Source organism: Ruegeria sp. SATB027 (genome assembly GCF_059613825.1).
The window spans coordinates 97,408-121,734 of sequence record NZ_JBXWTH010000040.1; the positions used below are offsets into that span (position 1 = coordinate 97,408).

Here is a 24,327-nt window from a genome sequence, read left to right on the forward strand (position 1 = left end):
GCAACATTGCAGACGGAGCCGCACCCGGCATTCCCGTTTCACCAACACCCGATCACTTATAAAACGCCCCATAAGACCATTTTATATGTCTGATAAGGTCACTTTCCACAACATATAGTTTGCCGAATGCCCACCTGCATGCAGCATTTCGGACACATGGTTCGGCATCTGCATCCGATCAGGCCGCGCTGTCATTGAGGAACGCAGCGTGATCTGTGTCTTGTACCCGTCGCAGTTGAGGATCACCCGCGCGTCAATAGGGCCAGTTTGAAAGAAAAACCTGCTCACCTTTCCGAGCGGGCGGCTTTCCCTTGCCCTTGCCCGCAATATGTTGCACCACACACGGGTTCAAACCCGGCAATACGGGCCAAAGGATAAGGACAAGGCGAATGGCTGACGGATCGATCGATGTAAACGCAAAACCCACCGAAGATATCTCGGTCCGTGACGTATTTGGCATTGAGACGGATATGAAGGTCAAAGGATTTGCCGAAGCCACCGACCGTGTGCCCGTCATCGACCCGACCTACAAGTTTGACCCCGAGACAACGTTGGCGATCCTGGCGGGCTTTGCCCATAATCGCCGGGTGATGATTCAGGGCTATCACGGCACCGGCAAATCGACCCATATCGAGCAGGTCGCCGCCCGCCTGAACTGGCCCGCCGTGCGCGTGAACCTGGACAGCCACATCAGCCGGATCGACCTGATCGGCAAGGACGCAATCAAGCTGCGCGACGGCAAGCAGGTGACCGAGTTCCACGAGGGCATCCTGCCCTGGGCCCTGCGCAACCCCGTCGCCATCGTGTTCGACGAATATGACGCGGGCCGTGCCGACGTGATGTTCGTGATCCAGCGGGTGCTGGAACATGATGGCAAGCTGACCCTGCTGGACCAGAATGAGATCATCACGCCGAACCCGTGTTTCCGCCTGTTTGCCACCGCAAACACCGTGGGTCTGGGCGATACCACGGGGCTGTACCACGGCACGCAGCAGATCAACCAGGCGCAGATGGACCGCTGGTCGCTGGTCTCGACCCTGAACTATCTGAGCCATGACGCCGAGACGATGATCGTGCTGTCGAAGGCGCCGCATTACAACACCGCCGAGGGGCGCAAGACCGTCAGCCAGATGGTCACCGTGGCCGACCTGACCCGGACCGCCTTTATGAATGGCGATCTGTCCACCGTCATGAGCCCGCGAACCGTGATCAACTGGGCGCAGAATGCCGAGATCTTCCGCAACGTGGGCTATGCTTTCCGCCTGTCGTTCCTGAACAAATGCGACGAGTTGGAACGTCAGACCGTGGCCGAGTTCTATCAGCGCTGCTTTGATGAAGAGCTGCCGGAAAGCGCCGCGAGTGCGAGCTTGGGCTAAGCGCCCGTATTGCGCCCGTTCCGGGCGCAATGCCTCCGGCGGGGATATTTTTTGGCCAGATGAAGTCGGATCCGTTACAGTTTTCCGCGCCGGGCAGGTCACTTTGATGAGGGCTTAAGGACATGGCACAGAAGAACGACAACCCTGCCGATCCCTTCAAGAAGGCCTTGGCCGAGGCCACCAAGGTCATGGCTGATGATCCTGAGCTGTCGGTAACTTATACCGTCGATCCATCGGGCCTGTCGGGCGAGTCGATGCGGCTGCCGCAGGTGTCTCGGCGTATGACGCGGGAAGAGGTTCTGCTTGCGCGCGGCACGGCGGACGCTTTGGCGTTGCAGCGCCGGTATCATGATGACGCAACCCATGCGCGCTATGCGCCTCCGGGGGATATGGCGCGGGACTTGTACGAGGCGATGGAAACGGCGCGCTGCGAGGCGATGGGCGCGCGGGACATGCCCGGCACTGCCAGCAATATCGACGTCAAGATCGGGCATGAGGCGATCCGGCGCGGATATGACCAGTGCAAGCAGCCTGCCGATGCGCCCTTGTCGGTGGCGGCGGGATATCTGATCCGGCATCTGGCCACCGGGCGCGATCTGCCGCCTGCGGCCGAGAATATCATGAACCTGTGGCGCGGGTTCATCGAGGAACAGGCCGGTGGCGTGTTGGAGAACCTTGATGACGTGCTGTCGGATCAGGCGGAGTTTGCCAAGTTCGCGCGCCAGATGATCAAGGATCTGGGCTATGGCGACCAGCTGGGTGATGACCCCGACGAGTTGGACGACGAGCAGGAGGATCAGGCCGAGGACGACGCCGAGGAACAACCCGATCCCGACAGCACCGGTCAGGATGATCAGGACGAGCAGGACGCGGATGCGACGCCTGAGCAGACGCAGGAAGAGCAGCAGGATCAATCTCAGGCGCAGGTCTCGATGGATGAGATGGCCGAGGATGAGCTGGGTGACGAGGCCGAGATGCCTGATGGCGAAGCGCCGCTGGAGCCGCCTGCCCCACCGCCCGCATCCGAGGCCGACCCGGATTACAAAGTCTATCTGAGCACGCATGATGAAGAGATTGCCGCTGAGGATTTGGCGGAACCGGCCGAGCTGGAACGTCTGCGGGCCTATCTGGATCAGCAGCTTGAACCGCTGAAAGGCGCGGTGAGCCGTTTGGCCAACAAGCTGCAACGTCGGTTGCAGGCGCAACAGAACCGCAGCTGGGAATTCGACCGCGAGGAAGGCATTCTGGACGCGGGCCGATTGGCACGAGTGGTCGCGAACCCCACCACTCCGCTGAGTTTCAAGGTCGAGAAGGATACCGAGTTCCGCGATACGGTTGTCACGCTGCTGCTGGACAATTCGGGGTCGATGCGGGGGCGTCCGATTTCGATCGCCGCCATCTGCGCCGATGTTCTGGCGCGGACGCTGGAACGCTGCAATGTGAAGGTCGAGATATTGGGCTTTACCACGCGGGCGTGGAAAGGCGGTCAGGCGCGCGAGGCATGGCTGAACGATGGCCGCCCGCAGCAACCTGGCCGTCTGAACGACCTGCGCCACATCATCTACAAGGGCGCCGATGCGCCGTGGCGGCGGGCGCGGCCCAATCTGGGCCTGATGATGAAAGAGGGCCTGCTGAAGGAAAACATCGACGGTGAGGCGCTGGAATGGGCGCATCGCCGGATGATCGCGCGGCGCGAGCAGCGCAAGATTCTGATGGTGATTTCGGATGGGGCTCCGGTTGATGATTCAACCCTGAGCGTGAACCCCGCCAACTATCTGGAAAAGCACCTGCGCGATGTGATTGCCATGGTGGAGAAGCGCAAGATGGTCGAGCTGCTGGCGATTGGCATCGGTCATGATGTGACCCGGTATTACGACCGTGCGGTGACGATCACCGATGTGGAACAGCTGGCCGGTGCGATGACGGAACAACTGGCGGCCCTGTTCGACAGTGATCCGCGCGCGCGGGCACGGGTGATGGGGATGAAGAAGGTCAGCTAGGCTGGCCTTGCCTCCGGCGGGAGTATTTCCCAAAAGATGAAAAGGCGGCGATATCGACCGCCCGGCTGAGGGAGGTGTAGCATGTTCCAGTCCTTTGAGGTGACCGCGCGGCCCGAGCAGGGGCCGCCGCGTCTGGCTGCGTTGCGCGCGGAGCTGGCGCGCGAAGGGTTGGACGGGTTTCTGATCCCTCGCGCGGATGCGCATCAGGGCGAGTATGTGGCCCCGCGGGATGAGCGTCTGGCCTGGTTGACCGGATTTACGGGATCGGCCGGGTTCTGTGCTGCGCTGACCGGCATGGCCGGTGTGTTCATCGACGGGCGGTATCGCACGCAGGTCAAGGCGCAGGTTGCGGATGTGTTCACGCCGGTGCCGTGGCCTGACATCAGCCTGAGTGCATGGCTGAAGGAGCAGTTGCCCGGTGGTGGTAAGGTGGGCTTTGATCCGTGGTTGCACGCGGCAGGGCAAATCTCGTCCACGCTTGGCGAGCTTGAGGGCACAGGTATCGAACTGGTGCGCTGCGGCAATCTGGTGGACCGCATTTGGGCGGACCAGCCTGAACCGCCGATGCAGGCGGTCAAGGTGCATCCGATCGAGTTTGCAGGCGAAACCGCTGACAGCAAGATTACCCGACTGGCCGCAGACCTGCGGCAGGCCGGGCGAAAGGCTGCGGTGATTACATTGCCGGATTCGATCATGTGGCTGCTGAACATTCGGGGGTCGGATATCGCCTATAATCCGGTGGCCCACGGGTTTGCGATCCTGCATGACGATGGCCGGGTCGATCTGTTCATGGCTGCGGCGAAACTGTTGGAGGTGCAGGATCATCTGGACCCGAAGGTAACGGTGCGCCAACCTGCGGAGTTTCTGGACGCGGTGGCAGCGCTGGACGGTGCGGTACAGGTGGACCTGAGCACGGTGCCGCAGATCGTGGCGGACGCGTTGGGTGATGCCATGGTGGATGGCGGCGACCCCTGTGCCCTGCCCAAGGCCTGCAAGAACCCGGCCGAAATCGCGGGCAGCGCCGAGGCGCATTTGCGCGATGCGGTGGCGGTGGTCGAAACCCTGTGCTGGCTGGACGCACAGCCCCCCGGCAGCCTGTCCGAGACGCAGGTGGTCACGCGGCTGGAAGAAAACCGCCGCAGGGACAATGTGTTGCAGGATATCTCGTTCGATACCATTGCCGGGACGGGTCCGAACGGCGCGATCATGCATTACCGCGTGACGGACGAGACCGACAGCCGGTTGCAGGACGGTCATCTGCTGGTGCTGGACAGTGGCGGACAATATCTGGATGGCACCACCGATATCACGCGGACGCTTGCCATCGGCTCTGTCGGGGCGGAGGAAAAGACCTGCTTCACCCGCGTGCTGAAGGGCATGATTGCCATGTCGATGCTGCGCTGGCCCGCAGGGCTGGCCGGGCGCGACATCGAATGCGTGGCCCGCACGCCGCTATGGGCGGCGGGGCAGGATTTCAACCATGGTGTCGGACACGGCGTCGGGGCCTATCTGAGCGTGCATGAGGGGCCTCAGCGCCTGTCGAAGGTCAGCCATGTCCCGCTGCAACCCGGCATGATCCTGTCGAATGAGCCGGGATATTACCGCGAAGGTGCCTTTGGCATCCGCATCGAAAACCTTGTGGTTGTGGAAGAAGCCCCGGCCCTGCCCGGTGGCGATGCGGAACGCGCGATGCTGTGCTGGCGTACCCTGACATTTGTGCCAATTGACCGCAGGCTGATCATGGTGGATATGTTGACGCCTGACGAGCGCGGCTGGCTGAACGCCTATCATCGCGACGTCGCGGAAAAAATCCGCCCAAGGCTGGGACATGACGCGCAACTGTGGTTGGATGCCGCAACTGCGCCGATCTGACACCCGCCTGTTACATAGAACGGGCAGAGGAGAGGCCCCAATACGTCGACGGAAGGACCAGAGATGACTGAGATCACGATCCAAAAAGCACCGGGCAAATGGACTGTCCGTTCGGGCGGTGCGATTCTGGGCGAAACGAGCAACGCGCTGGAACTGCACGAAGGCGACAAAGCTCCGGTGATTTACTTTCCGCGCGGCGATGTTGCGATGGCGTTTCTGGACCAGACCGACAAGGTGACGCATTGCGCCGGCAAGGGTGACGCGACGCATTTTTCCATCGTCAACAAATCCTCGGTGACCGAAAACGCGGTCTGGAGCTATGAGGACCCGATTTCCGCCGTGGCCGAGATCAAGGGATATCTGGCGTTTTATCCGGTAGACTCGGTGAAGGTGGAGCAGATCTAGAGGTGCCGGACAGGGTTTCAGCGGAGGCTTTGGGAACGCTTGTCCCGGTCGCGGGAGCCTTATGAATGTTCCTCGGCCGCGGTGGCTGCAAGGGCCCGGTTGTACGCCTTGAGCGCGTCGACATGGTAGAGCGCGCCGACGGGTGTCTCGGACCCGTCCTGTTCCAGAACGATAACCGGAATGCAGGGTATGTCGTCGCGGTCGAAATAGAGCATCGCGGCCTCAAGCGTGGCGCTGGCCTGAATGCACAGGCCCTGTTCGATCAGGGCGCGCGCCTCGTCCGCGGTGATTGAGCGGTCATCCCCGATGGGGCGCATCACCGCCCCGGCGCGCAGCATCGCCAGCAGATAAGCCTGCGGCCCGGCGGCCAGGTGGACATCGCGGCGTTCCAGCTGGGTCAGGAAGAACGACCGGTCCACAAGGCGCGACGCCAATGCGGTGGATATGGATACAGTCACCATCACGGCAAGGCCGATCTGCCAGTCTCCGGTCAGTTCAAAGACGATCAGAGTGGTCGAGATCGGGGCACCCAGAACGGCAGCAGCCACCGCGCCCATTCCGGCAAAGGCATAAAGCGTATGCGTGCCGGACACATCCGGCAGCAGCCCAGTGGCGATCAGTCCGAACGCCAGCCCGGTCAGCGCGCCGATCATCAGGGACGGTGAAAACACCCCGCCCCCCATGCGCCCGCCCATGGTGATCGCCACAGCCACTGTCTTGGTCACCGCAAACAGGATCGCGGTAGTCAGCACCAGATCACCGGTCAGGGCGCGGATCGTGGTTTGGTAGCCGACACCGATGATATGCGGGAACCAAATCGCCATCAGCCCCAGCATCGCGCCGGACACGGCCGGGCGCAGCCAGCCCGGAATGGACAAGCGGTTCTGGATATGGCTGCCGATATCTTCAGCAAAGAAGATCGACCGCATAAGCAGCAGCGCGACAAAGCCGCAGATCAGGCCGAGGATCAGGAAGGCGGGAAGTTCGACATAGAATTGCAGCGATCCGGGCGTTTCCAGCGTGAACTCGGTAACGTCGCCATATTCCAACCGGTTGATCACCGTTCCGGCGACCGAGGCGATGACGATCGGGGCAAAGGCATGCACGGCGAAGTGGCGCAGCACGACCTCGAGCGCGAACAGGGCCCCGGCGATGGGGGCGTTGAAGCTGGCTGATACGGCGGCGGCGACAGCACAGCCCAGCAGGTCGCGGCCCGTGATCCCGTCGGCATGGATGCGGTTGCTGACCCAGGTGGAGATGACCCCTGCCATATGCACTACGGGGCCTTCGCGGCCCGTTGACCCGCCCGAACTGAGCGTGATCAGCGAGGCAAAGAACGAGGCAATTCCGGCCTTGACCTCGACCCGCCCGTCGGTGATGGCGGATCCTTCGATCACATCTGCGACGGACCTGACGCGCCCGTCATTGGTGAACCGGTTCAGGATCACGCCCACGACCAGCCCACCGATGATCGGGATGATCAGGACCATGAACCACGGCAGTTTCTCGGCATGGCTGTGCAGCAGCAGAACGTCGTCGGTGTCGTAGAGATAGGCCTGCAACGCGCGGATGGCCTTGCGGAACCCAAGCGCCATGAAACCGGCGGCAATACCGATGACCAGCGCGATGAACCAGAACTGGATCTGGCTTGGTCCCCGGCGCAGCATTACCCGCCACGCATCCTTGATCGCGGCCAGAGCCTGATTGAACTGGTTGCGCAGAACGGTGCGGGTCGACTGGGTCATTGGCCCTCGGGGATCATCACGTAACCCTTAGTAAGCCACGGAGCACCCTAATAAAAGTGAGATAGCGACAGTGTGAGGCCAATTCGTGCCACGGGTGCATCAGGCCTGCAGCAGAGCCCGGGCGGCGGCGCGGGCCTCGTCCGTGATGGTGTCGCCCGCCACCATGCGCGCAATCTCGTCCACCCGGTCGGGTTGGGCCAGAGGGATGACGGTGGACAGGGTTTGCCCGTCCGTGACCTGTTTCTGAACCCGCCAGTGATGCGCCGCACGGGCGGCGACCTGCGGGGAATGGGTGACAACCAGCACCTGCCCGCCCTGCGCCAATGACGCCAGCCTGCGCCCGACCGCGTCGGCAGTGGCCCCACCGACGCCGCGGTCAATCTCGTCAAAGATCATCGTGCGGGCGCTGTCATCGCCCGACAGGCACACTTTGAGCGCCAGCAGGAAGCGGCTGAGTTCACCCCCTGAGGCGATCTTGTTCAGCGGCCCCGCAGGCGCGCCCGGATTGGTGGCCACGGTAAAGGCCACCGCGTCGGTCCCTTCGGGGCCGGGTTCCGCCGGGGTGAGTTCGGTCCGGAACACCGCGCGTTCCATCTTGAGCGGGGCCAGTTCCGCCATGACGGCAGCGTCCAGCCGCCCCGCAGCCGCTGCGCGGGCCGCGCTGAGGTCGGCGGCGGCGTTGTCATAAGCCTTTTGTGCCGCGTCCACGGCAGCACGTCTGTCCGCCAGGTCGGCGTCGCCTGCTTCCAACTGGTTGAGGCGGGTGCGCAGAGTGTCAGCAAACGCGCCCAGATCATCCGGGGCCACGTCATGTTTGCGGGCCAGTGCGCGGATGGCAAACAGGCGTTCCTCGGCCTGTTCCAGTTCCGAGGGGTTGAAGTCCAGCGCCTGAAGGCAGGCGTTCACGCCATCCTGCGCCTCGCCCAGTTCAATCATGGCGCGCCCCAGCGCGGCAATCGGTTCGTCCAGCTGACCACCTGCGTTGCCGGACACACCTTCCAGCCAGCGGATAGCGTCGGACATCGCCCCTTCGGCACCGTCCCCGGTCAGCATGGCATAGGCGCGGGCGACATCATCGCGGATACGCTCGGCCCCCTGCATCATGCGGCGACGGGCATCAAGTTCGGCATCCTCACCGGGCTGAGGATCAAGCTGATCCAGCTCGGCAACCGCGTGGCGCAGGAAATCTTCCTCACTTCGGACGGCAGCCAGAGCGGCCTCGGTCTCGGCCAGCACCTTGCGGGCGCGTGACATGTCGGTCCAGGCCGCACGAACGGATGTAAGCCGGTCCGAAACCCCGGCGAAATCGTCCAGCATGGCCCGGTGGCCACGCGGGTTCAGCAGCCCGCGGTCATCGTGCTGGCCGTGCAGTTCGATCAGGGTTTCCGACAGCGCCCGCAGCACATCGCCCGAGCAGCGGCGGTCATTGACCCAGGCGGTCTTGCGCCCCTCGGCGGTGTTGATCCGGCGCAGGATCAGCTCATCCCCGCCCGGCAAGCCCGCCTCGGCCAGTATCGCATGTGCGGGATGATCGGCGGAAAGCTCGAACTCGGCCACAACCTCGCCCTGCGCCGCACCCTGCCGCACCAGTTCGGCCCGCCCGCGCCAGCCCAGAACAAACCCCAGCGAATCCAGAAGGATCGACTTGCCCGCGCCGGTTTCGCCGGTCAACGCATTCAGGCCCGGCTGAAAACTGAGTTCCAGCCGGTCGATGATCAGCATGTCGCGGATATCAAGGGCGCGCAGCATCGGGTCTTCAGCGTCCCAAGCCTAATGCCATGGCGATTACAACCACTCACCCTTGATGGTCTGACGATAGATCGTGCTGAGCCAGTTGTTGCCACGGCTCTTGAGCTGGAGCCCGCGTGAGGTCAGCAGCTTGTAGGCATCGTCATACCATTCCGAGGATTGGTAGTTGTAGCCAAGGATGGCACCTGCGGTTTGCGCCTCATCCAGCAGGCCGAGGGACAGATAAGCCTCGACCAGACGATAAAGCGCTTCGGCGGTGTGGGATGTGGTCTGGAAATCCTCGACCACGACGCGGAAGCGGTTGATGGCGGCGACAAAGTGATCCTGACGCAGGTAGTATCGCCCGATCTCCATCTCTTTGCCGGCCAGATGGTCAAAGGCCAGATCGAATTTCAGCACTGCCGAGGTGGCATATTCGCTGTCGGGATAAACCTCGATCACGGTGCGCAGCGATTGCAGCGCCTGAAAGGTCAGCCCCTGATCGCGCCCGACCTCGTCAATCTGGTCATAATAGCTGAGCGCCAGCAAATACTGGGCATAGGCCGCATCTTCGTCCGTTGGATAGAAGTCGATATACCGCTGGGCCGCGGCCCGGCTTTCTTCGTAGTTCTTGTCGGAATGGAACGAGAACGCCTGCATGATCAGCGCACGCTTGGCCCAGTCGGAATAGGGATACAGACGCTCGACCTCGGAGAAATACCAGGCCGCGTCATCCGAGCGATTCTGCGACAGTTCGTATTCGCCACGGGTGTAGATCTGTTCTGGTGTGAACCCTTCCAGATTCTGATCCCGGTCCGCGCCCTTGTTGCCAAAAAGGCCGCCTGCGTTTCCACATGCCGTCAAAACTGCTGCCAGAAGAACCGCGCCTGCGAATCTGACTGCCGCTTTGCTGCCAACCATACCGCCCATCCTTGTCGTCTTACTTAAGAGGGTTCGCCCCGAATTGAGCCATGGTCTAGCACAGAAAATTCCGGTGCAAAACGCCTTATGCAACATCTGGCGCAAATGTCGTCAGAGTTGATCTGATCAGGCGACTTCGGGAATTTCGTTTACGATCAGGCCCTGCCCCGGCAGACGCGCGGCCTGTTCCGGTGTGCACAGAACCGGACGCACAGCACCGGGTGTTTCAAACAGATTGCGCAGCAATGTGTTGGTCAGCGAATGACCCGACTTGTCGCCCGTGAAATGGCCCAGAATCGGCCCGCCTGCCAGGTAGAGATCACCCAGAGCATCCAGCATCTTGTGGCGCACGGCTTCGTCGGCGCGGCGGAACCCGCCGGGTGTCAGCACCTCACTGCCCTGCACCACCACGGCGTTATCCAGGGTACCGCCAAGGGCTAAACCGTTTTCGCGCATGGCTTCGACATCAATGCGGCGGCAGAACGTGCGGCAATCGCTGAGTTCGCGCGCGAACGACCCGTTGCGCATATCCAGTGTCTTGGTCTGGCTGCCGATTGCGCTGTCTTCGAAATCGATGTGAAAGTCGATGATCAGCCCATCCGCGGGCGCGATGCTTGCGCTGGCCCCTTCACGCGATGCGGTGACGGTCTTCAGCACCTCATAGGCCAGCACCGGGCTGGCCTGACGACGCACGCCCCGGGCCATGATACCGCGGACGAAATCGATCGAAGACCCGTCCATGATCGGCACTTCAGGGCCGTCGATTTCAATCAGTGCGTTGTGAACGCCGCACCCGGCCAAAGCGGCCATGATATGTTCGATGGTGGATACCGACACCCCGGCGTCATTCACCAGACGGGTGCAAAGCGGGGTCCGTTCGACCACGTGATAAATCGCCGGGATCATCGCATCGCCCAGATGGATATCCGTCCGTTTGAACCAGATGCCATGACCAGCTGCAGCCGGTTTCAGGATCATGGTCGCAGGCTTGCCGCTGTGCAGCCCGACGCCTTTAAACGTGACCGGAGATTTGAGCGTATGTTGCAAAATGGGCCTCGGCGAGTGGTGTCCAGCCTTCTGGGGCTGTGTTGGACACTCAGTTAAGGAAGCCCGCGTCAAGGCTCAACTCACTCTTTGTAACCGAATGAAACATGTATGTAACAGATCGGCAAAACCCTGCTTACCTATTCGTAAGCCACTGTTTTAAAACGAATTAGGGCCGCCAAATGGCGACCCCATGAGTGGATTTTGTTACCGCGATCAGTTGGCCTGGCGGCGCAGGAAGGCCGGAATTTCGATACGATCCTGATCCGGGTCGGCCTCATCGTGAATCGGTGCCGTGGCCTCGGACTGGCGCAGAACGGGCTGCTGACGCGGCGGTTGGGCCGGTGTGTCAGAGGCGTGCCCGGTCATCCGGTCGATCAGCCGATTGAAGCCAAACCGCGAGCGTTCTTCGGGTTCGTGATGCGAAACCGCCGCTTGCGGGCGGGTCGCAGCGGCGCGCTGAGCTGCCGTGGGAACCTTCTGAACCGCTGCCTGCAAACGCTGGAGCGCTTCGGGCGACGGGGTACCTGCGACAGGCGCGCGCGGGGCAACAAAAGCCTCGGGCGCCGGTTCGACATGCTCGGGCTGCGGCTCGAATTCGGCGACGCGCGGCTGATAGGCCGGGGGCGGCAGATCGTCCTCATCCCGCTCGTCAAGCGGCTGGAACTGCGGCTGGGCGGGCTCTTCCGCGGCTTCAAACAGCGAAGGTTCGCGGTTTTCTTCCATCTGCGGCGCGGGCTCTGCCATTTCGGCGGCTGCGGGCGCTTCTTCGCGACCGTATTCTTCGGCCGAAACGGTGCGGGTCAGCGGCTCGGACATCGAGCGGCGCGCGACCGGAATGTCAGCCGTTTTTTCGGTGGCGTCGATGCCGGTTGCAACAACCGACACGCGCATACCGCCTTCCATGGCGGTATCCAGCGTCGAGCCGACGATGATGTTCGCTTCGGGGTCCACTTCCTCGCGGATGCGGTTGGCGGCTTCGTCCAGTTCGAACAGGGTCAGGTCGTGCGAACCGGTGATGTTGATCAGCACGCCTTTGGCGCCTTTGAGGCTGATTTCGTCCAGCAGCGGGTTCGCAATGGCTTTCTCCGCCGCCTGAATGGCGCGATCTTCGCCGGTTGCCTCGCCGGTGCCCATCATGGCTTTGCCCATCTCGTCCATTACGGCGCGCACATCCGCAAAGTCGAGGTTGATCAGTCCCGGACGCACCATCAGGTCGGTTACGCCTTTGACGCCCTGATACAGGACATCGTCAGCCATCGAGAACGCCTCGGTAAAGGTGGTTTTTTCGTTGGCGAGGCGGAACAGGTTCTGGTTCGGAATGATGATCAGCGTGTCAACGACCCGTTGCAGCGCCTCAACGCCGTCTTCGGCCTGACGCATCCGCTTGGCACCTTCGAACTGGAAGGGCTTGGTCACGACACCCACGGTCAGCACACCCAGTTCACGCGCGGCCTGTGCGATGATCGGAGCAGCGCCGGTGCCGGTGCCGCCGCCCATGCCTGCGGTGATAAAGCACATATGCGCGCCCGCCAGATGGTCGACGATCTGTTCGATGCTTTCTTCGGCAGCTGCGGCACCCACGGCCGGACGGGCCCCTGCCCCCAGACCTTCGGTGACCTTCACACCCAGTTGCACCCGCGCCGAGGACTGGCTTTGCTGCAGCGCCTGCGCGTCGGTGTTGGCGACGACAAAATCGACGCCGTCCAGCTGTTTTTCAATCATGTTGTTGACAGCGTTACCGCCCGCACCGCCAACGCCAAATACTGTAATCCGAGGCTTCAGTTCGTCTTGCCCGGGCATCGAAAGATTCAATGTCATGCTCTGTCCGCCTGTATTTATGTTCCGCCAAAGCGGTGTTTTTCTTACCTATCCTTGCTCGATTCTAGCGGGCTGATGCGAAAAGGTCACGTCAAAAATCGCGATTCACCACAAAATATGGAGGAAATAAGGCAGAAACCGGCGGCATTTCGCAGGTACTGCCAGATATAGCGGAAACGCCGGCGACCATCACAAGGCAGACGACCCCGGCGCGAGGACTCAGCCGTTCGTCACGCTTTGATCGACCATCATTTACACTGCGGAAAACTGCTCAGGTCCTGCCGCGAGGCCTCTGCCGGGCCTTGTGGATATCTTGAGGGATAAATCGATGCGCTGCAACCGAATTTTTCAACTGAGCGGTGCACTTGGACAGTTCAGGCTGGTTTCGGTGATGCTGCGCACCTCCTGGATTTCGCTTTCTGCAAACGAGGCCAGACGCACCATCAGACGGCCTTCGTGCAGGAAGGGCCACCAGCAGACGGGAATACCATCCGGATCGTTGTCATAGAGAAAGCAGATCTGACCGTTTGGCGTGGTGATCTGCCCATAGACACAGCCCTGCCCTTCTTGCCGCCAGACCGAGATGTGACGGTTCAGAAATTGCTCGGTCCCGACGAAATAGCCGCTGCGAATCTCATGGAAGGTGAGCGTTTTGCCGACGGCGGCATCCAGAAATGCCTCGGGCGTGATGATGGTCTGGGCCGAAACCCATCCCGGCAACAGGGCCGCACACAAAGCGGCCCTGCACAGGGGGCTACCAATTGTCACGGAACCACCGGACGGCCCGCTTGAACGGGCGCGCGGCGTAAGTGTCGACAGGGATTTCGAAATCCCACCATTCGTCCTGTGGGTGCGCCGCAAACAGGCTGAGCCCCACGGAGGACGAGAACGCCGGACCTGTCGCCGATTGCGGCAGGCCATGCACCCGCAGCGGGCGACCCAGACGCACGCGCTGACCAAGGATGCGGGTTGCCAGACCGTCCAGCCCCATGATCTGACTGCCGCCACCGGTCAGAACGATCTGCTGGCTTGGCATATGTTCAAAACCGGCCGCATCCAGACGCACGCGGACCTCTTCAAGAATTTCCTCGACGCGCGGACGCATGATGCCGATCAGTTCAGCCCGGCTGACGGTGCGGCGGTCGTGTTCCCAGTCACCGGTATCGCCGCCGATATCGATCATGTCGCGGTCATCAGCGCCGGTCGCATGAACGCCGCCATTGAATGTCTTGATCCGTTCTGCAACTGCCGCGGGCACGCCCAGCCCCATCGAGATATCGGCGGTCACGTGATCGCCGCCCATGCGCACGCAATCGGCATAGATCATGTGTTTCTTCATGAAGATCGAAACGCTGGTGGTACCGCCGCCCATGTCGATACAGGCCGCGCCCAGTTCCTGCTCATCCTCGACCAGCGCGGAAATTCCCGAGACATAGGCCGAGTTCGCAATCCCGGCGAGTTCCAGATCGCAGCGTTTGATACAGCGGACGATGTTCTGAATCGCCATCGCATCGACGGTCAGCATGTGCATATCGACCGCAAGGCTTTGGCCCATCTGCCCGCGCGGGTCGATCAGGCCCGAGCGGTTGTCGAGTGCAAAATTGACCGGCTGTGCGTGCAGCACTTCACGCCCGTCGCCGTAATCCGGCACATCGCAGGCGTTCAGAACACGACCCACTTCGGCCTCGGACACCAGTTGGCCATCCAGATCGACCTGCGCGTCCAGCCCGTAAGAGCGCGGGTTGGCCCCCGAGAAACAGGCGATGACGTGATCGACGCGAATATCGGCCATCTTCTGCGCCGCTTGCAGGGCGGTGCGGATGGCGCGTTCGGTTTCCTGCATGGCGGTGACTTCGCCAAACTGTACGCCGCGCGAACGTGTCGTTGCGGCCCCGATAACCCGAAACCCCGTCTGCCCCGCCATTGAGCCGATGGTGTTATCTTCACTCAGCCGGCCCGATCCGTCGAAACGCAGAACGAGGCAGGCAATCTTGGAACTGCCCACATCCAGAATCGCGATCACACCGCGTTGCAATGCCTGGCGCCGCATCTGACGCATGGCGCGTTGGGACTGATAAAGATCGGTCATCATGCTCGTTACTGCCCGTTACTCATTGTCACTTTTGTATTCCACCAGTCTTCGCTGGCGGCTTTGGTCATTCGAATGGTGGGACGCTGGCCAAGGCGCATGTCGACCACGGCCACGTCGCGTTCCAGAAGGTCCTGCACCTCGTTCACCGCAAGCACGCGTTCCAGCGCGCGCACCGGGCGTTCGGTCGGCAGCATGATGCGCTGGCCACGGTCCAGGACCAGATCCCAGCGTCGTTCACCTACGCGCACCAGCCCGCGCACACGGTTGCCCAGGCTGCGGGCGGTCTGAAAAATCTCGAGCGCCTGCGCCACATGGGCATCCGCGCCCGCGCCCGCGATCAGCGGCAGGTCGGCATGGTCCTTGCGAGAGGTGGTTTCCTTGACATGCGCGCCGGTCTCGTCGAGCAGTTCCAGCCCGTCATGCGTCCGCCAGACAATCACGGGCTGACGCTCGACCACGTTGACCTGAAGGATGCCGCCCGGACGGATGCGGACGGTTGCCGATTTCACCGGATCGAGCCCGGTGATCGTGTCGCGCATCTGTTCGACATCCAGATCCCAGGAACTGATCGGAAAATCCAGAGGCACGACCTCGCGGATATCATCGGACAGGCTGGTGCCTGCCCCGTCGATGGCCATCAGGTTGACCATGAACTCGGGGCGTTCCTGAATCGAGGTGCGAATATCAGCGATATACGTGCCAAGCGCTTCGCGCCGGTCCTGAGAGGCAAAATAGACACCAACTGCCGCGGCAATGGCGCAGATCGGCAGGCCAAGCTTGACGCCCAGACGGATACCCGGTGTCAGCATCCAGCGCTGAAGACGATAGCTGAGGCGCGACGGGGCCGGATCGCTGCGGCGTGCGGTGCGGGAAAACACCCGCGCCCCGCGCAGACGCAGAATGGGCTGGGTGTCATGCGGTTCCGTATCTGCCGAGGCAAAATCGGCATCCGGACCGGCAAGGGGTTTGGTGCGATGGATTTCCAGAGAGCGGCTGGCGATTAACGGTTGCATGAGGCGTCCTTAACCATCCAGGCGCAGAGCTGGCCAAATGTCATGCCCAGATGCGCGGCTTGTTCCGGGGCCAGCGAAGTGGGTGTCATGCCCGGCTGGGTGTTGGTCTCCAACAGAAACAAACCATCAGCACCCGCGCTGTCATCCCAGCGAAAATCGGTGCGGCTGACACCCTTGCAGCCCAAAGCATCATGCGCGCGCAGGGCATAATCCATGCAGCGATCAAAGATGTCCTGCGGGATATCGGCGGGGACCACGTGCCATGATCCGCCGGGTTTGTACTTGGCGTCATAATCGTACCAGCCGCCATCGGTCATGATCTCGGTCACGGTCAGGGCGCGGTCGCCCATCACGGTCACGGTCAGCTCGCGCCCGGCCACGTATTTCTCGACCATGATCTGGTCGGGCATGTCTTCGGACAGCTGCGGCGGGCCATTGGCGTTTTCGTGGACGATGTAGATGCCGACGCTGGAGCCTTCGTTATTGGGTTTGGCCACATAGGGCGGTTCCATCACGTGGGCGCGGGTCACCTCGGCACGCGGGACGATCACACTGGGGACAACGGGCAGACCTTCGGACCGGAACACCTCTTTGCTGCGTTGCTTGTCCATCGCAAGGGCCGAGGCCAGAACACCCGAATGGGTATAGGGAATCCGCATCCATTCCAGCATCCCCTGCACGCAGCCATCCTCGCCCCAGCGGCCATGCAAGGCGTTGAAAACCACATCCGGCTGAATATCCAACAGGCGCGCATAGAGGTCGGGACCTGCGTCCAGTTCGACCACTTCAATACCTTCTCCCACAAGGGCGGCCGCGCATTCGCGCCCAGAGCTGAGAGACACCTCGCGTTCCGCCGAGGGGCCGCCCATCAATACCGCCACTTTGGGGTTTGTCCTGCTCGACATACCCAATGTGCGCCTCAATGTCCCCGGACCTTATGTGGTGGTCCGTACTGCGTTTATGCCTTTGATCCGTCGCCTGAATTTGCCTGTTTTGGTCTGACGGTCGGGGCTTTATTCTTTTAGCGGATCACCGACCCGCATGATTTCCCACTCTAGCGTGATGCCGCTTGTTTCGTAAACCTTTTTTCGCACCTCTTCGCCCAGACCTTCGAGGTCGTCAGCGGTGGCGGCGCCGGTATTGATCAGGAAGTTCGAGTGTTTCGGGCTCATCTGTGCCCCGCCGCGTGTCGCGCCGCGCATTCCGGCATCGTCGATCACTTTCCACGCCTTGAGGTCATGCACGTCATCAGCCTGCCCGGTCGAGGAAAAACCGGCCGGGTTGCGGAAGGTCGATCCGGCGCTGCGGTCCTTGGTGGGCTGGGTTTCGTCACGCTTTTTCAGTTGCGCTTCCATTCGGGTGTGAAGGTCATCGGGATCGCCGGACGGGCCTTCGAACGTGGCCGAAATCAGAACGGCGCCTTCGGGCAGGTCGGACTGGCGATAGCGAAAGTTCAGATCCTCGGGCGTCAGGTCCCGCAGGTCGCCCTGCCGGGTGATAATGGTGGCCTTGCGCAGCACATCCGCCGTGTAGCTGCCATAACAGCCCGCATTCATCCGCACCGCGCCCCCGATCGAGCCGGGGATAGTGCGCAGGAAGGTCAGGTCCACGCCCGCATCCGCCGCCTTGCGCGCAACATGCGCGTCCAGCGCGGCAGCGCCCGCGGTGACGGCGTTGCCCTCAACTGAGATGGCGTTGAACCCGCGCCCCAACCGGATCACAACGGCCCGCAAGCCGCCATCGCGCACGATGAGGTTCGAGCCAACCCCCATCGGAAAAACCGGCACACCATCCGGCAGATCGCGCAGGAAGACCTGCAAATCTTCGACATCGGCAGGCTGGAACAGGTAATCCGCCGGCCCACCGACGCGGAGCCATGTGAGGTCAGACAGGTTGCGCGCTTTGGACAGGCGGCCCTGGACGTCAGGAAGGACAGGGGGAAGCAGAGTCATGTAGTCGCGCGCACCGCCAGGCTGCGCCCACCGACCCCGCCCATGATCGCGGCGAAAAGGAAGGGAAGAACACCGGCAGTCAACCAGACCAGCGGGCCGAACGCCTTGTCTTCTTCACCCGTTCCGACACCGGCCAGCACGACGATCAGCCCCAGACCAACCGCGGATGTCAGCCCGATCAGCCACAGAAGGCTGCGCAGGCCAAGCCAGCGGCCCGCCGTAAACCCGGCAGCGGCACCCAGAACGAAGGAAACGAGCGGCAGATAGGCAAATGTGGCGATTGTCGCCATGACAGACCTCCTGAAGTTGGCCGGTTATTCTTTGGCCGCCTTCATGCCCTGCATTTTCGACTTTGTCCAACGGGTCAGATAAATCACCGGCCAGCGCAGCACGGACATGCCCATTGCCAGCACCAGCAGCCCGATCCAGGGGCCGTTTTCATAGGTGACATAGCCGACGATGGGAATGCCCACGATGATCAGGATATAGGCGCGCGTCCAGTGGTTGTCGGTGCTGGGGATCAGCGCAAGGACGTTGGCAGCAAAGCCCCACAGGGCTGCCAGAGCGATAGACCATGTCATTCTGCGACCTCGCGCCCTGTCCATTTGCGCCAGTAATACCGGATGGGGTTGCGGAACATCGACACGAACCCTGCAAATGCCGCGACCGACCAGAACCAGCCGTGGACATACCCAAGCCACACGATAAGCATTGGTGCGCAGACCAACAGGACAAACCCCGGCGGGAATTGCAGCCGCATCGGCAACATTGCCACGATGGTGGCGCAGATCACCCAAAGCGCTGCAAAGATCATCGAATAGTCCATTCGCCCCTCCGAGGACACGCGACTGTTGCGGTCAGAGTATCACACTTTTAAGTTGTACGACAAACAAATGACGCGTCAAACAGCTTGTTTTCTTTGCAATCTCTCGGGCAGGCCATTGGCCCAGGCGCTGATCGTACCGGCCCCGAGGCAGACGACCATATCGCCCGGTCGGGCCTGTTCGCGCACGAGGCGTTCAAGGTCGTCTTCATCCAGCAGCGCGCGGGCGTGGCGGTGGCCGTGACGGATCAGGCCCTGCACCAGATCGTCGCGCGACGCGCCTTCGATCGGGTCTTCACCAGCGGCAAAAACCTCGGCAATGGCCACGACATCGGCGTCATTGAAACAGGTGCAGAAATCGTCAAACAGGTTGGACAGGCGCGAATAGCGGTGCGGCTGATGCACAGCAATCACGCGGCCTTCGGTCGCCTGACGGGCGGCCTTGAGAACGGCGGCTATTTCGACCGGGTGGTGGCCGTAATCGTCGATGATGGTGACACCGTCGATTTCTCCGACCTTTGTAAAGCGACGGTTGACGCCGCCGAAATTGGCCAGCGCATCGCGGATTTCCGCAGCTTTCATGCCCAGATGACGGGCGACGGCAGCGGCGGACAGCGCGTTTGAGACGTTGTGATCGCCGGGCATCGGCAGGGTACAGCCTTCGATCATCTTGTCTTCGTATTGCAGATGGATGTCGAAATGCGCCACGCCGCCCTTGTAGGTCAGGTTCACCGCCCGCACATCCGCCTGCGCGTTGAACCCATAGGTGCGGACACGGCGATCCGTGATGCGGCCGACAAGGGCCTGAACCTCGGCATGATCGGTGCAGCAGACGGCCAGACCGTAGAATGGCAGGTTCGAGACGAATTCGTAGAAACCGTCGCGCAGCCTGTCGAAATCACCCCAATGTTCCATATGCTCGGGGTCGATATTGGTGACAATGGCGATGGTTGCGGGCAGGCGGTTGAACGAGCCATCGCTCTCGTCGGCTTCGACCACCATCCATTCGCCCTGCCCCATCCGCGCGTTCGATCCATAGGCGTGGATGATGCCGCCATTGATCACGGTCGGATCGAAATCGCCTGCAACCATCAGTTCGGCCATCATGGTCGTCGTGGTGGTCTTGCCGTGCGTTCCGGCAATGGCAATGTTCGAGCGCAGGCGCATCAGTTCGGCCAGCATGTCGGCGCGGCGGACAACCGGCAGACCTTGGGCGCGGGCTTGGTCCAGCTCCGGGTTGCCCGGTTTTATCGCGGTCGAGACAACCACGACGGCGGCATTTTCAAGGTTTTCGGCGCGCTGGCCGACGAAAATCTCGGCCCCCAAACTGGCCAGACGGTCAGTGATCTTCGAGGCTTTCAGATCGGAGCCCTGCACCTGATACCCCAGGTTCAGCAGCACCTCGGCGATGCCCGACATACCAATCCCGCCGATGCCCACGAAGTGGATCGGCCCTACGTCCTGCGGCAGTTTGGTTGCTGGGTTCATGTGGTCTCCTTCTGCGCCAGCTGCTCGACCAGAGCGACCAGACGCTGGGTGGCATCGGGCGCCCCGACCGACAGGGCACCATGGGCCATTTTCTGTGCGGCTTCGGGGTTCGTGAGAACCGTGGTGATTTGCTGTGTCAGCGTGGGAACGTCAAGCGCATTTTCCGGGATCATGATGGCCCCGCCGGCCTGGACCAGCCCGCGCGCGTTGGCGGTCTGATGATCCCCGGCGGCAGCAGCAAACGGGATCAGGATCGAAGGGCGACCAATGACCGAGATATCGGCCACGCTGGACGCGCCCGAGCGCGAGATCACCAGCTGCGCATCCGACATGCGGCGGGGAATGTCATCGAAGAAGGGCTGAACGTCGGCGCGGATACCATGGTCTTGGTAGAATGCGCTGACCCGTTCGCCATCTTCATCCCGCGCCTGATGCGAGACACGGATATGCGCGCGAAGGTCTTCGGGCAGCGCGGCAATCGCACCGGGCACTATATCGCTGAGGATGCGCGCGCCCTGCGAGCCACCCATCACCAGAACCGACATCGGATAGTCACCCGGCGGGATATACCCGGCGGCGGCACGGTCCAGAACCGCGGCACGCACCGGGTTGCCGGTGTGGATGCCATGCGCGCCTTCGGGCAGATCCGTCGGCCAGACGCCGCAGGCCACCTGCGCAACGCGGGTCGCAAACAGCTGGTTCACGCGGCCCAGTACCCCGTTCTGTTCATGGATCATCCGCGGAATTTTCAGCAGGGTCGCTGCGCCCAGCGCCGGGATCGACGGATAACCGCCAAAGCCCACGACAACATCGGGTTTGTCGCGCATCATCTGGAAGATCATGCTGGTGACACCACCAGCGATAATCGGGCCAACCATCGCCTTTGCCGCCAGGCCGCCACGGGCGAAGGTGGCCGAGGACGCCTCGACAATTTCAGTCGAATGGGGAAAGCCACCGGTATAGCGCGCACCGCGCGGGTCGGTGGACAGGCGCACGCGCCAGCCCTTGTGCAGCATCGCCTCGGCCAGCGCCTGAGCGGGGAACATATGGCCCCCGGTGCCGCCAGCCGCAATCAACAGGTAAGGGTTCCCCATTATCCTCGTCCGCGCAGAATATCGCCAAGTTCGCCCTGTGGGCGGGTTCGGGTGAAGGCCAGCAGCATGCCAACGGCAATACCGCCTGCAATCAGGGATGAGCCGCCGTAGCTGACGAACGGCAAAGTCATGCCCTTGGCCGGCAGCAGACGTACCGCAACACCCATGTTGATCATCGCCTGAACGCCAAACATGCAGGCCAGACCGGTACCGGCCAGACGAATGAACATGTCGCGTTCGCGCATCAGCCGCAGCAGCGAGCGCACGACGATCAGCGCGTATAGCGCAATGATGATCATGACAAGGATCAGGCCGTATTCCTCGGCCGCGACGGCGATGATGAAATCGGTATGGGCATCGGGCAGCGACCATTTCACCTGCCCCTCCCCCACGCCGACGCCGAACAAGCCGCCCTCGCGGATGGCATTGGTGGCATAGCCCAGCTGGGTTGTGGGATCGACCTCTTGATTTAGAAAGCCGTCGATGCGGCGGGCAAAGTGTTCAGAATTCGAATAGGCCAACATCCCGCCCAGAACGACAACACCGGCCATGCCCAGCAAAAGCAGCATAGGTGCCCCGGCCACGAAATACATGACGCCCCAGCCGAACAGGATCAGGCAGGCCTGGCCGAAATCGGGTTGCATCACCAGCATGGCCACGATGGCCATGCAGAGCGCAAAGGACCACAACCGCCCCGGAGGGCCGTTGATTTCCTGTGAGGCGGCCAGCAGCCACGCGGCCACGACGACAAAGCCGGGTTTCAGAAACTCGGACGGTTGCAGCGAGGCAAATCCCAGCGAGTACCAGCGCACTGCGCCCTTGCCGAAATCCGTACCGAACACCGGCAGGAAGACCAGAGCGACGAAGGCCCCCAGAAAACCAAGAACGGCCAGACGCCGAACCAAGGTTGGAGACATCATCGAGGTCAGCAACATCGCGATCAGCGCCAATCCGCCGAACAAGGCCTGACGCTCGACATAATGGAAGGGATCGAACCCGTTGCGACCGGCCAGTGGCGGTGAAGAGGCCAGCCCCAGCAACAACCCGATGGTAAACAAGATCAGAACGCAGGACATCGTCCAGCGATCGATAGTACGCCACCATTTCGGTAGAATCGGTTCTCCGCGCTGGTCCTGGACCGCGCCATACACCATCTCAGTCATGAGATACCGCCACTCTCTGCCTCGTTAACGCCCCGTTTTCGGGATCTGGCTGAGAGTCTACATGCAATTTGGCGATCAGGCCAGCCTGTTCAGGGGCAAATCGGGATTTCCCGCCCAAGACCCGCGCCGCACGCCCGGATCGCCGGTCAGCCGTTTTACAACGGCCACCGGACGGGAGGAGGTGGGCATCAGACCTTGCTTAGCAGCAGCGGCACATCCAGCAGCCCCGCCACACCGAACAGTTCGGCCCTGGGGGGCGGCGTGTAACCGTTGATCGCGTCAGCTTGCAGGGTTCCTGCGGCAGAGGACCAATACCAGTGGGTGTTGTCGAAACGCGTTGCAGATGTTTCGAGGTTCTTGAAGATGGCTTTGATCTGCACCCCGTTGAGAACATTGGGCGACTTTCGCTGCATCATCGCTATTGCCCCGGCAACAAGGGCCGAAGCCCCCGAAGTGCCGCCGAATTCAGTATACAGCCCGGCAGGATCGTCCACCGCCTTTTTTCGGGTTTTGACCGCCGCGGCAAGGCTGCCTTCGACATAGCCCCGCGGGCCCGGCACATCCAAGGTCACCAACCGTTGAGGCGCGAATTCGACAATCGGGATCGCGTCACCACTGCCGTCGCGTTTCAGGTGATGTTTCGGGTTTTCCAGATGGAAGTCAGTGGCCGAGGCTGCATCACGGTCCAGACGAATTTGATAGCGGTTGTAGATCTCACCGTCATCCGAAGGGGCGGACACGGTCAGATCAGCAGAGTGGTTTGAATACCCGGACCGGGTGCCATTATAGTTGACGGCCCCCACCGAGATGATCCCGTTGGTTGGATCACCGGACAGGCTGGCAGGGTAAATCAGTTCACTTCGACCGTCATTGCCAGCGGCGCAGACCACCGGAATTCTCGTGCTGACCCATTTGATGATCTTGTCCAGCGCCGACCATGCCACCGAGATGTCGCGCGCGTCGCCGTCGGGTTCGTCGCGCCTCGTCTCGTGCAGGCGCGTCTTTTCGTGCGAGTCCAGACCCGGATAGAACGGCTCGGTGCCAGTGGCAGGGCGAAATCGATATCCCGGCCAGTGGTCCGGGTTCGCGGCATCGCGCGGAAACAGGATGACATGCGCGCCTTTGTGGAGAGCATAAAGAAACGCCGCAATCAATTCTTCCGGGCTGGGCGAGATCGACGTCGTGATCGGAATAATCCTGCTTTTGGGATCAACCCCATAATACGCCGCGATATTGCCGGTATTGCCGAATTGATCCGCCGCAAAGCTGGTTCCGCAAGCCAGCCCGGCACAGCTGGTGCCGTGCCCGGCATAGCGATCATCATAAGCATCGATGTAACGTTTGACACCAAACCCCGATCTCAATCCGGCAATCACCCGCTGTTCCTGCGACGTCAGGCCCGGAATGCCCAAGGGGTTCTGAATGCCCGACAGATGTTGCACATGTTCTTCGATATGTTCTGCCCCTGCCCCAACGGCCGACCGATCAACATATTTGACGCCGAACGGGTGGCTGGCCAGATCAAGGGCTTCGTCCCGAATGACCCTGTCCGCCGGAACCGGTCCGGTGTCCGGCGCTTTCAGGTTTGGGTGATGCGGGGCCACGCCCATGTCGATCAGGGCGATCTTCGCCTCGGCCAGAGCAGGGCCTGTGAAATCCCAGATCGCGCTGTCGATTTCCGGGCAGGTCTCTCCGTCAGCGGGCGGGGGCGCCTTGACGGTCAAGGCTTTGATCGCGACCAGATGCCAGAGATAGTAATATCGTGCGTAGTCTTCGTTTCCTGCGGTCAT

21 protein-coding genes are annotated in these 24,327 nt (G+C 61.8%); 4 read left to right on the plus strand and 17 right to left on the minus strand.

All coding sequences use genetic code 11. The features are described from left to right. Positions 1-389 precede the first annotated feature (389 nt). From cobS to AC2FPW_RS10825, 4 genes are all read left to right on the plus strand, one after another. Positions 390-1,376: a cobaltochelatase subunit CobS gene (gene cobS, locus AC2FPW_RS10810; RefSeq protein ID WP_209504507.1), complete on the plus strand. Its 987-nt coding sequence runs from the start codon at positions 390-392 to the stop codon at positions 1,374-1,376. 122 nt (positions 1,377-1,498) lie between these two features. Continuing rightward, positions 1,499-3,376, plus strand: coding sequence for a cobaltochelatase subunit CobT (gene cobT, locus AC2FPW_RS10815; protein WP_496813658.1), 1,878 nt, complete (start codon positions 1,499-1,501; stop codon positions 3,374-3,376). Positions 3,377-3,457: 81 nt separating this feature from the next. Continuing rightward, positions 3,458-5,248, plus strand: coding sequence for an aminopeptidase P family protein (locus AC2FPW_RS10820; protein WP_496813660.1), 1,791 nt, complete (start codon positions 3,458-3,460; stop codon positions 5,246-5,248). Between the two features lie 63 nt (positions 5,249-5,311). Then, complete coding sequence (locus AC2FPW_RS10825) at positions 5,312-5,653, plus strand: DUF427 domain-containing protein (protein WP_267363889.1); 342 nt, start codon at positions 5,312-5,314, stop codon at positions 5,651-5,653. 59 nt (positions 5,654-5,712) lie between these two features. Here AC2FPW_RS10825 and AC2FPW_RS10830 read toward each other — a convergent pair whose 3' ends face one another. From AC2FPW_RS10830 to AC2FPW_RS10910, 17 genes are all read right to left on the minus strand, one after another. Beyond that, positions 5,713-7,398, minus strand: coding sequence for a chloride channel protein (locus AC2FPW_RS10830; RefSeq protein WP_496813661.1), 1,686 nt, complete (start codon positions 7,396-7,398; stop codon positions 5,713-5,715). Between the two features lie 99 nt (positions 7,399-7,497). Continuing rightward, entirely contained in the window at positions 7,498-9,147 is a 1,650-nt protein-coding gene (gene recN, locus AC2FPW_RS10835) for a DNA repair protein RecN (protein ID WP_496813662.1), read from the minus strand. A 36-nt stretch (positions 9,148-9,183) separates the two neighbouring features. Then, positions 9,184-10,047, minus strand: coding sequence for an outer membrane protein assembly factor BamD (locus AC2FPW_RS10840; RefSeq protein ID WP_267363885.1), 864 nt, complete (start codon positions 10,045-10,047; stop codon positions 9,184-9,186). A gap of 126 nt (positions 10,048-10,173) precedes the next feature. Then, a complete protein-coding gene (lpxC, locus tag AC2FPW_RS10845; protein WP_267363883.1) occupies positions 10,174-11,094 on the minus strand; it encodes a UDP-3-O-acyl-N-acetylglucosamine deacetylase in 921 nt (306 codons plus the stop codon). Positions 11,095-11,307: 213 nt separating this feature from the next. Then, the gene (gene ftsZ / locus AC2FPW_RS10850) at positions 11,308-12,912 is read right to left on the minus strand and encodes a cell division protein FtsZ (protein WP_496813663.1); all 1,605 of its coding nucleotides are present in this window, start codon (positions 12,910-12,912) and stop codon (positions 11,308-11,310) included. 348 nt (positions 12,913-13,260) lie between these two features. Beyond that, complete coding sequence (locus AC2FPW_RS10855; RefSeq protein ID WP_496752665.1) at positions 13,261-13,680, minus strand: hypothetical protein; 420 nt, start codon at positions 13,678-13,680, stop codon at positions 13,261-13,263. After that, a complete protein-coding gene (gene ftsA / locus AC2FPW_RS10860; RefSeq protein ID WP_209504922.1) occupies positions 13,667-15,001 on the minus strand; it encodes a cell division protein FtsA in 1,335 nt (444 codons plus the stop codon). Before ftsA ends, AC2FPW_RS10855 begins: the two co-directional genes overlap by 14 nt. 8 nt (positions 15,002-15,009) lie before the next feature. Continuing rightward, positions 15,010-16,017, minus strand: coding sequence for a cell division protein FtsQ/DivIB (locus AC2FPW_RS10865; RefSeq protein ID WP_267363880.1), 1,008 nt, complete (start codon positions 16,015-16,017; stop codon positions 15,010-15,012). Further along, positions 16,005-16,922 (minus strand): D-alanine--D-alanine ligase, encoded by a 918-nt coding sequence (locus AC2FPW_RS10870; RefSeq protein ID WP_496813665.1) that lies wholly within the window; start codon positions 16,920-16,922, stop codon positions 16,005-16,007. The genes AC2FPW_RS10865 and AC2FPW_RS10870 overlap by 13 nt, the downstream gene beginning before the upstream one ends. Positions 16,923-17,030: 108 nt before the next feature. Then, positions 17,031-17,969, minus strand: coding sequence for a UDP-N-acetylmuramate dehydrogenase (gene murB, locus AC2FPW_RS10875; protein ID WP_496813666.1), 939 nt, complete (start codon positions 17,967-17,969; stop codon positions 17,031-17,033). After that, the gene (locus AC2FPW_RS10880) at positions 17,966-18,259 is read right to left on the minus strand and encodes a hypothetical protein (protein ID WP_209504519.1); all 294 of its coding nucleotides are present in this window, start codon (positions 18,257-18,259) and stop codon (positions 17,966-17,968) included. Before AC2FPW_RS10880 ends, murB begins: the two co-directional genes overlap by 4 nt. 24 nt (positions 18,260-18,283) lie before the next feature. Further along, positions 18,284-18,550: a DUF2484 family protein gene (locus AC2FPW_RS10885; protein WP_267363876.1), complete on the minus strand. Its 267-nt coding sequence runs from the start codon at positions 18,548-18,550 to the stop codon at positions 18,284-18,286. After that, a complete protein-coding gene (locus tag AC2FPW_RS10890; RefSeq protein ID WP_480583041.1) occupies positions 18,547-18,795 on the minus strand; it encodes a DUF2484 family protein in 249 nt (82 codons plus the stop codon). The genes AC2FPW_RS10885 and AC2FPW_RS10890 overlap by 4 nt, the downstream gene beginning before the upstream one ends. Positions 18,796-18,870: 75 nt before the next feature. Next, positions 18,871-20,280: a UDP-N-acetylmuramate--L-alanine ligase gene (gene murC, locus AC2FPW_RS10895; RefSeq protein ID WP_480481858.1), complete on the minus strand. Its 1,410-nt coding sequence runs from the start codon at positions 20,278-20,280 to the stop codon at positions 18,871-18,873. Beyond that, entirely contained in the window at positions 20,277-21,374 is a 1,098-nt protein-coding gene (locus tag AC2FPW_RS10900) for a UDP-N-acetylglucosamine--N-acetylmuramyl-(pentapeptide) pyrophosphoryl-undecaprenol N-acetylglucosamine transferase (RefSeq protein WP_480899058.1), read from the minus strand. Before AC2FPW_RS10900 ends, murC begins: the two co-directional genes overlap by 4 nt. Continuing rightward, positions 21,374-22,537, minus strand: a complete 1,164-nt coding sequence (gene ftsW, locus AC2FPW_RS10905; RefSeq protein WP_480506256.1) for a putative lipid II flippase FtsW — start codon at positions 22,535-22,537, stop codon at positions 21,374-21,376. Before ftsW ends, AC2FPW_RS10900 begins: the two co-directional genes overlap by 1 nt. A gap of 188 nt (positions 22,538-22,725) precedes the next feature. Continuing rightward, entirely contained in the window at positions 22,726-24,327 is a 1,602-nt protein-coding gene (locus AC2FPW_RS10910; protein WP_496813667.1) for a S8 family serine peptidase, read from the minus strand.

What these genes read in the sequence shown, in the direction of transcription:
- cobS (WP_209504507.1), top strand. Translation starts at nt 390, where the DNA reads ATGGCTGACGGATCGATCGATGTAAACGCAAAACCCACCGAAGATATC.
- cobT (WP_496813658.1), top strand. Translation starts at nt 1,499, where the DNA reads ATGGCACAGAAGAACGACAACCCTGCCGATCCCTTCAAGAAGGCCTTG.
- AC2FPW_RS10820 (WP_496813660.1), top strand. Translation starts at nt 3,458, where the DNA reads ATGTTCCAGTCCTTTGAGGTGACCGCGCGGCCCGAGCAGGGGCCGCCG.
- AC2FPW_RS10825 (WP_267363889.1), top strand. Translation starts at nt 5,312, where the DNA reads ATGACTGAGATCACGATCCAAAAAGCACCGGGCAAATGGACTGTCCGT.
- AC2FPW_RS10830 (WP_496813661.1), bottom strand. Translation starts at nt 7,398, where the DNA reads ATGACCCAGTCGACCCGCACCGTTCTGCGCAACCAGTTCAATCAGGCT.
- recN (WP_496813662.1), bottom strand. Translation starts at nt 9,147, where the DNA reads ATGCTGCGCGCCCTTGATATCCGCGACATGCTGATCATCGACCGGCTG.
- AC2FPW_RS10840 (WP_267363885.1), bottom strand. Translation starts at nt 10,047, where the DNA reads ATGGTTGGCAGCAAAGCGGCAGTCAGATTCGCAGGCGCGGTTCTTCTG.
- ftsZ (WP_496813663.1), bottom strand. Translation starts at nt 12,912, where the DNA reads ATGACATTGAATCTTTCGATGCCCGGGCAAGACGAACTGAAGCCTCGG.
- ftsA (WP_209504922.1), bottom strand. Translation starts at nt 15,001, where the DNA reads ATGACCGATCTTTATCAGTCCCAACGCGCCATGCGTCAGATGCGGCGC.
- AC2FPW_RS10865 (WP_267363880.1), bottom strand. Translation starts at nt 16,017, where the DNA reads ATGCAACCGTTAATCGCCAGCCGCTCTCTGGAAATCCATCGCACCAAA.
- AC2FPW_RS10870 (WP_496813665.1), bottom strand. Translation starts at nt 16,922, where the DNA reads ATGTCGAGCAGGACAAACCCCAAAGTGGCGGTATTGATGGGCGGCCCC.
- murB (WP_496813666.1), bottom strand. Translation starts at nt 17,969, where the DNA reads ATGACTCTGCTTCCCCCTGTCCTTCCTGACGTCCAGGGCCGCCTGTCC.
- AC2FPW_RS10880 (WP_209504519.1), bottom strand. Translation starts at nt 18,259, where the DNA reads ATGGCGACAATCGCCACATTTGCCTATCTGCCGCTCGTTTCCTTCGTT.
- AC2FPW_RS10885 (WP_267363876.1), bottom strand. Translation starts at nt 18,550, where the DNA reads ATGACATGGTCTATCGCTCTGGCAGCCCTGTGGGGCTTTGCTGCCAAC.
- AC2FPW_RS10890 (WP_480583041.1), bottom strand. Translation starts at nt 18,795, where the DNA reads ATGGACTATTCGATGATCTTTGCAGCGCTTTGGGTGATCTGCGCCACC.
- murC (WP_480481858.1), bottom strand. Translation starts at nt 20,280, where the DNA reads ATGAACCCAGCAACCAAACTGCCGCAGGACGTAGGGCCGATCCACTTC.
- AC2FPW_RS10900 (WP_480899058.1), bottom strand. Translation starts at nt 21,374, where the DNA reads ATGGGGAACCCTTACCTGTTGATTGCGGCTGGCGGCACCGGGGGCCAT.
- ftsW (WP_480506256.1), bottom strand. Translation starts at nt 22,537, where the DNA reads ATGACTGAGATGGTGTATGGCGCGGTCCAGGACCAGCGCGGAGAACCG.
- AC2FPW_RS10910 (WP_496813667.1), bottom strand. Translation starts at nt 24,327, where the DNA reads ATGACCGCAGGAAACGAAGACTACGCACGATATTACTATCTCTGGCAT.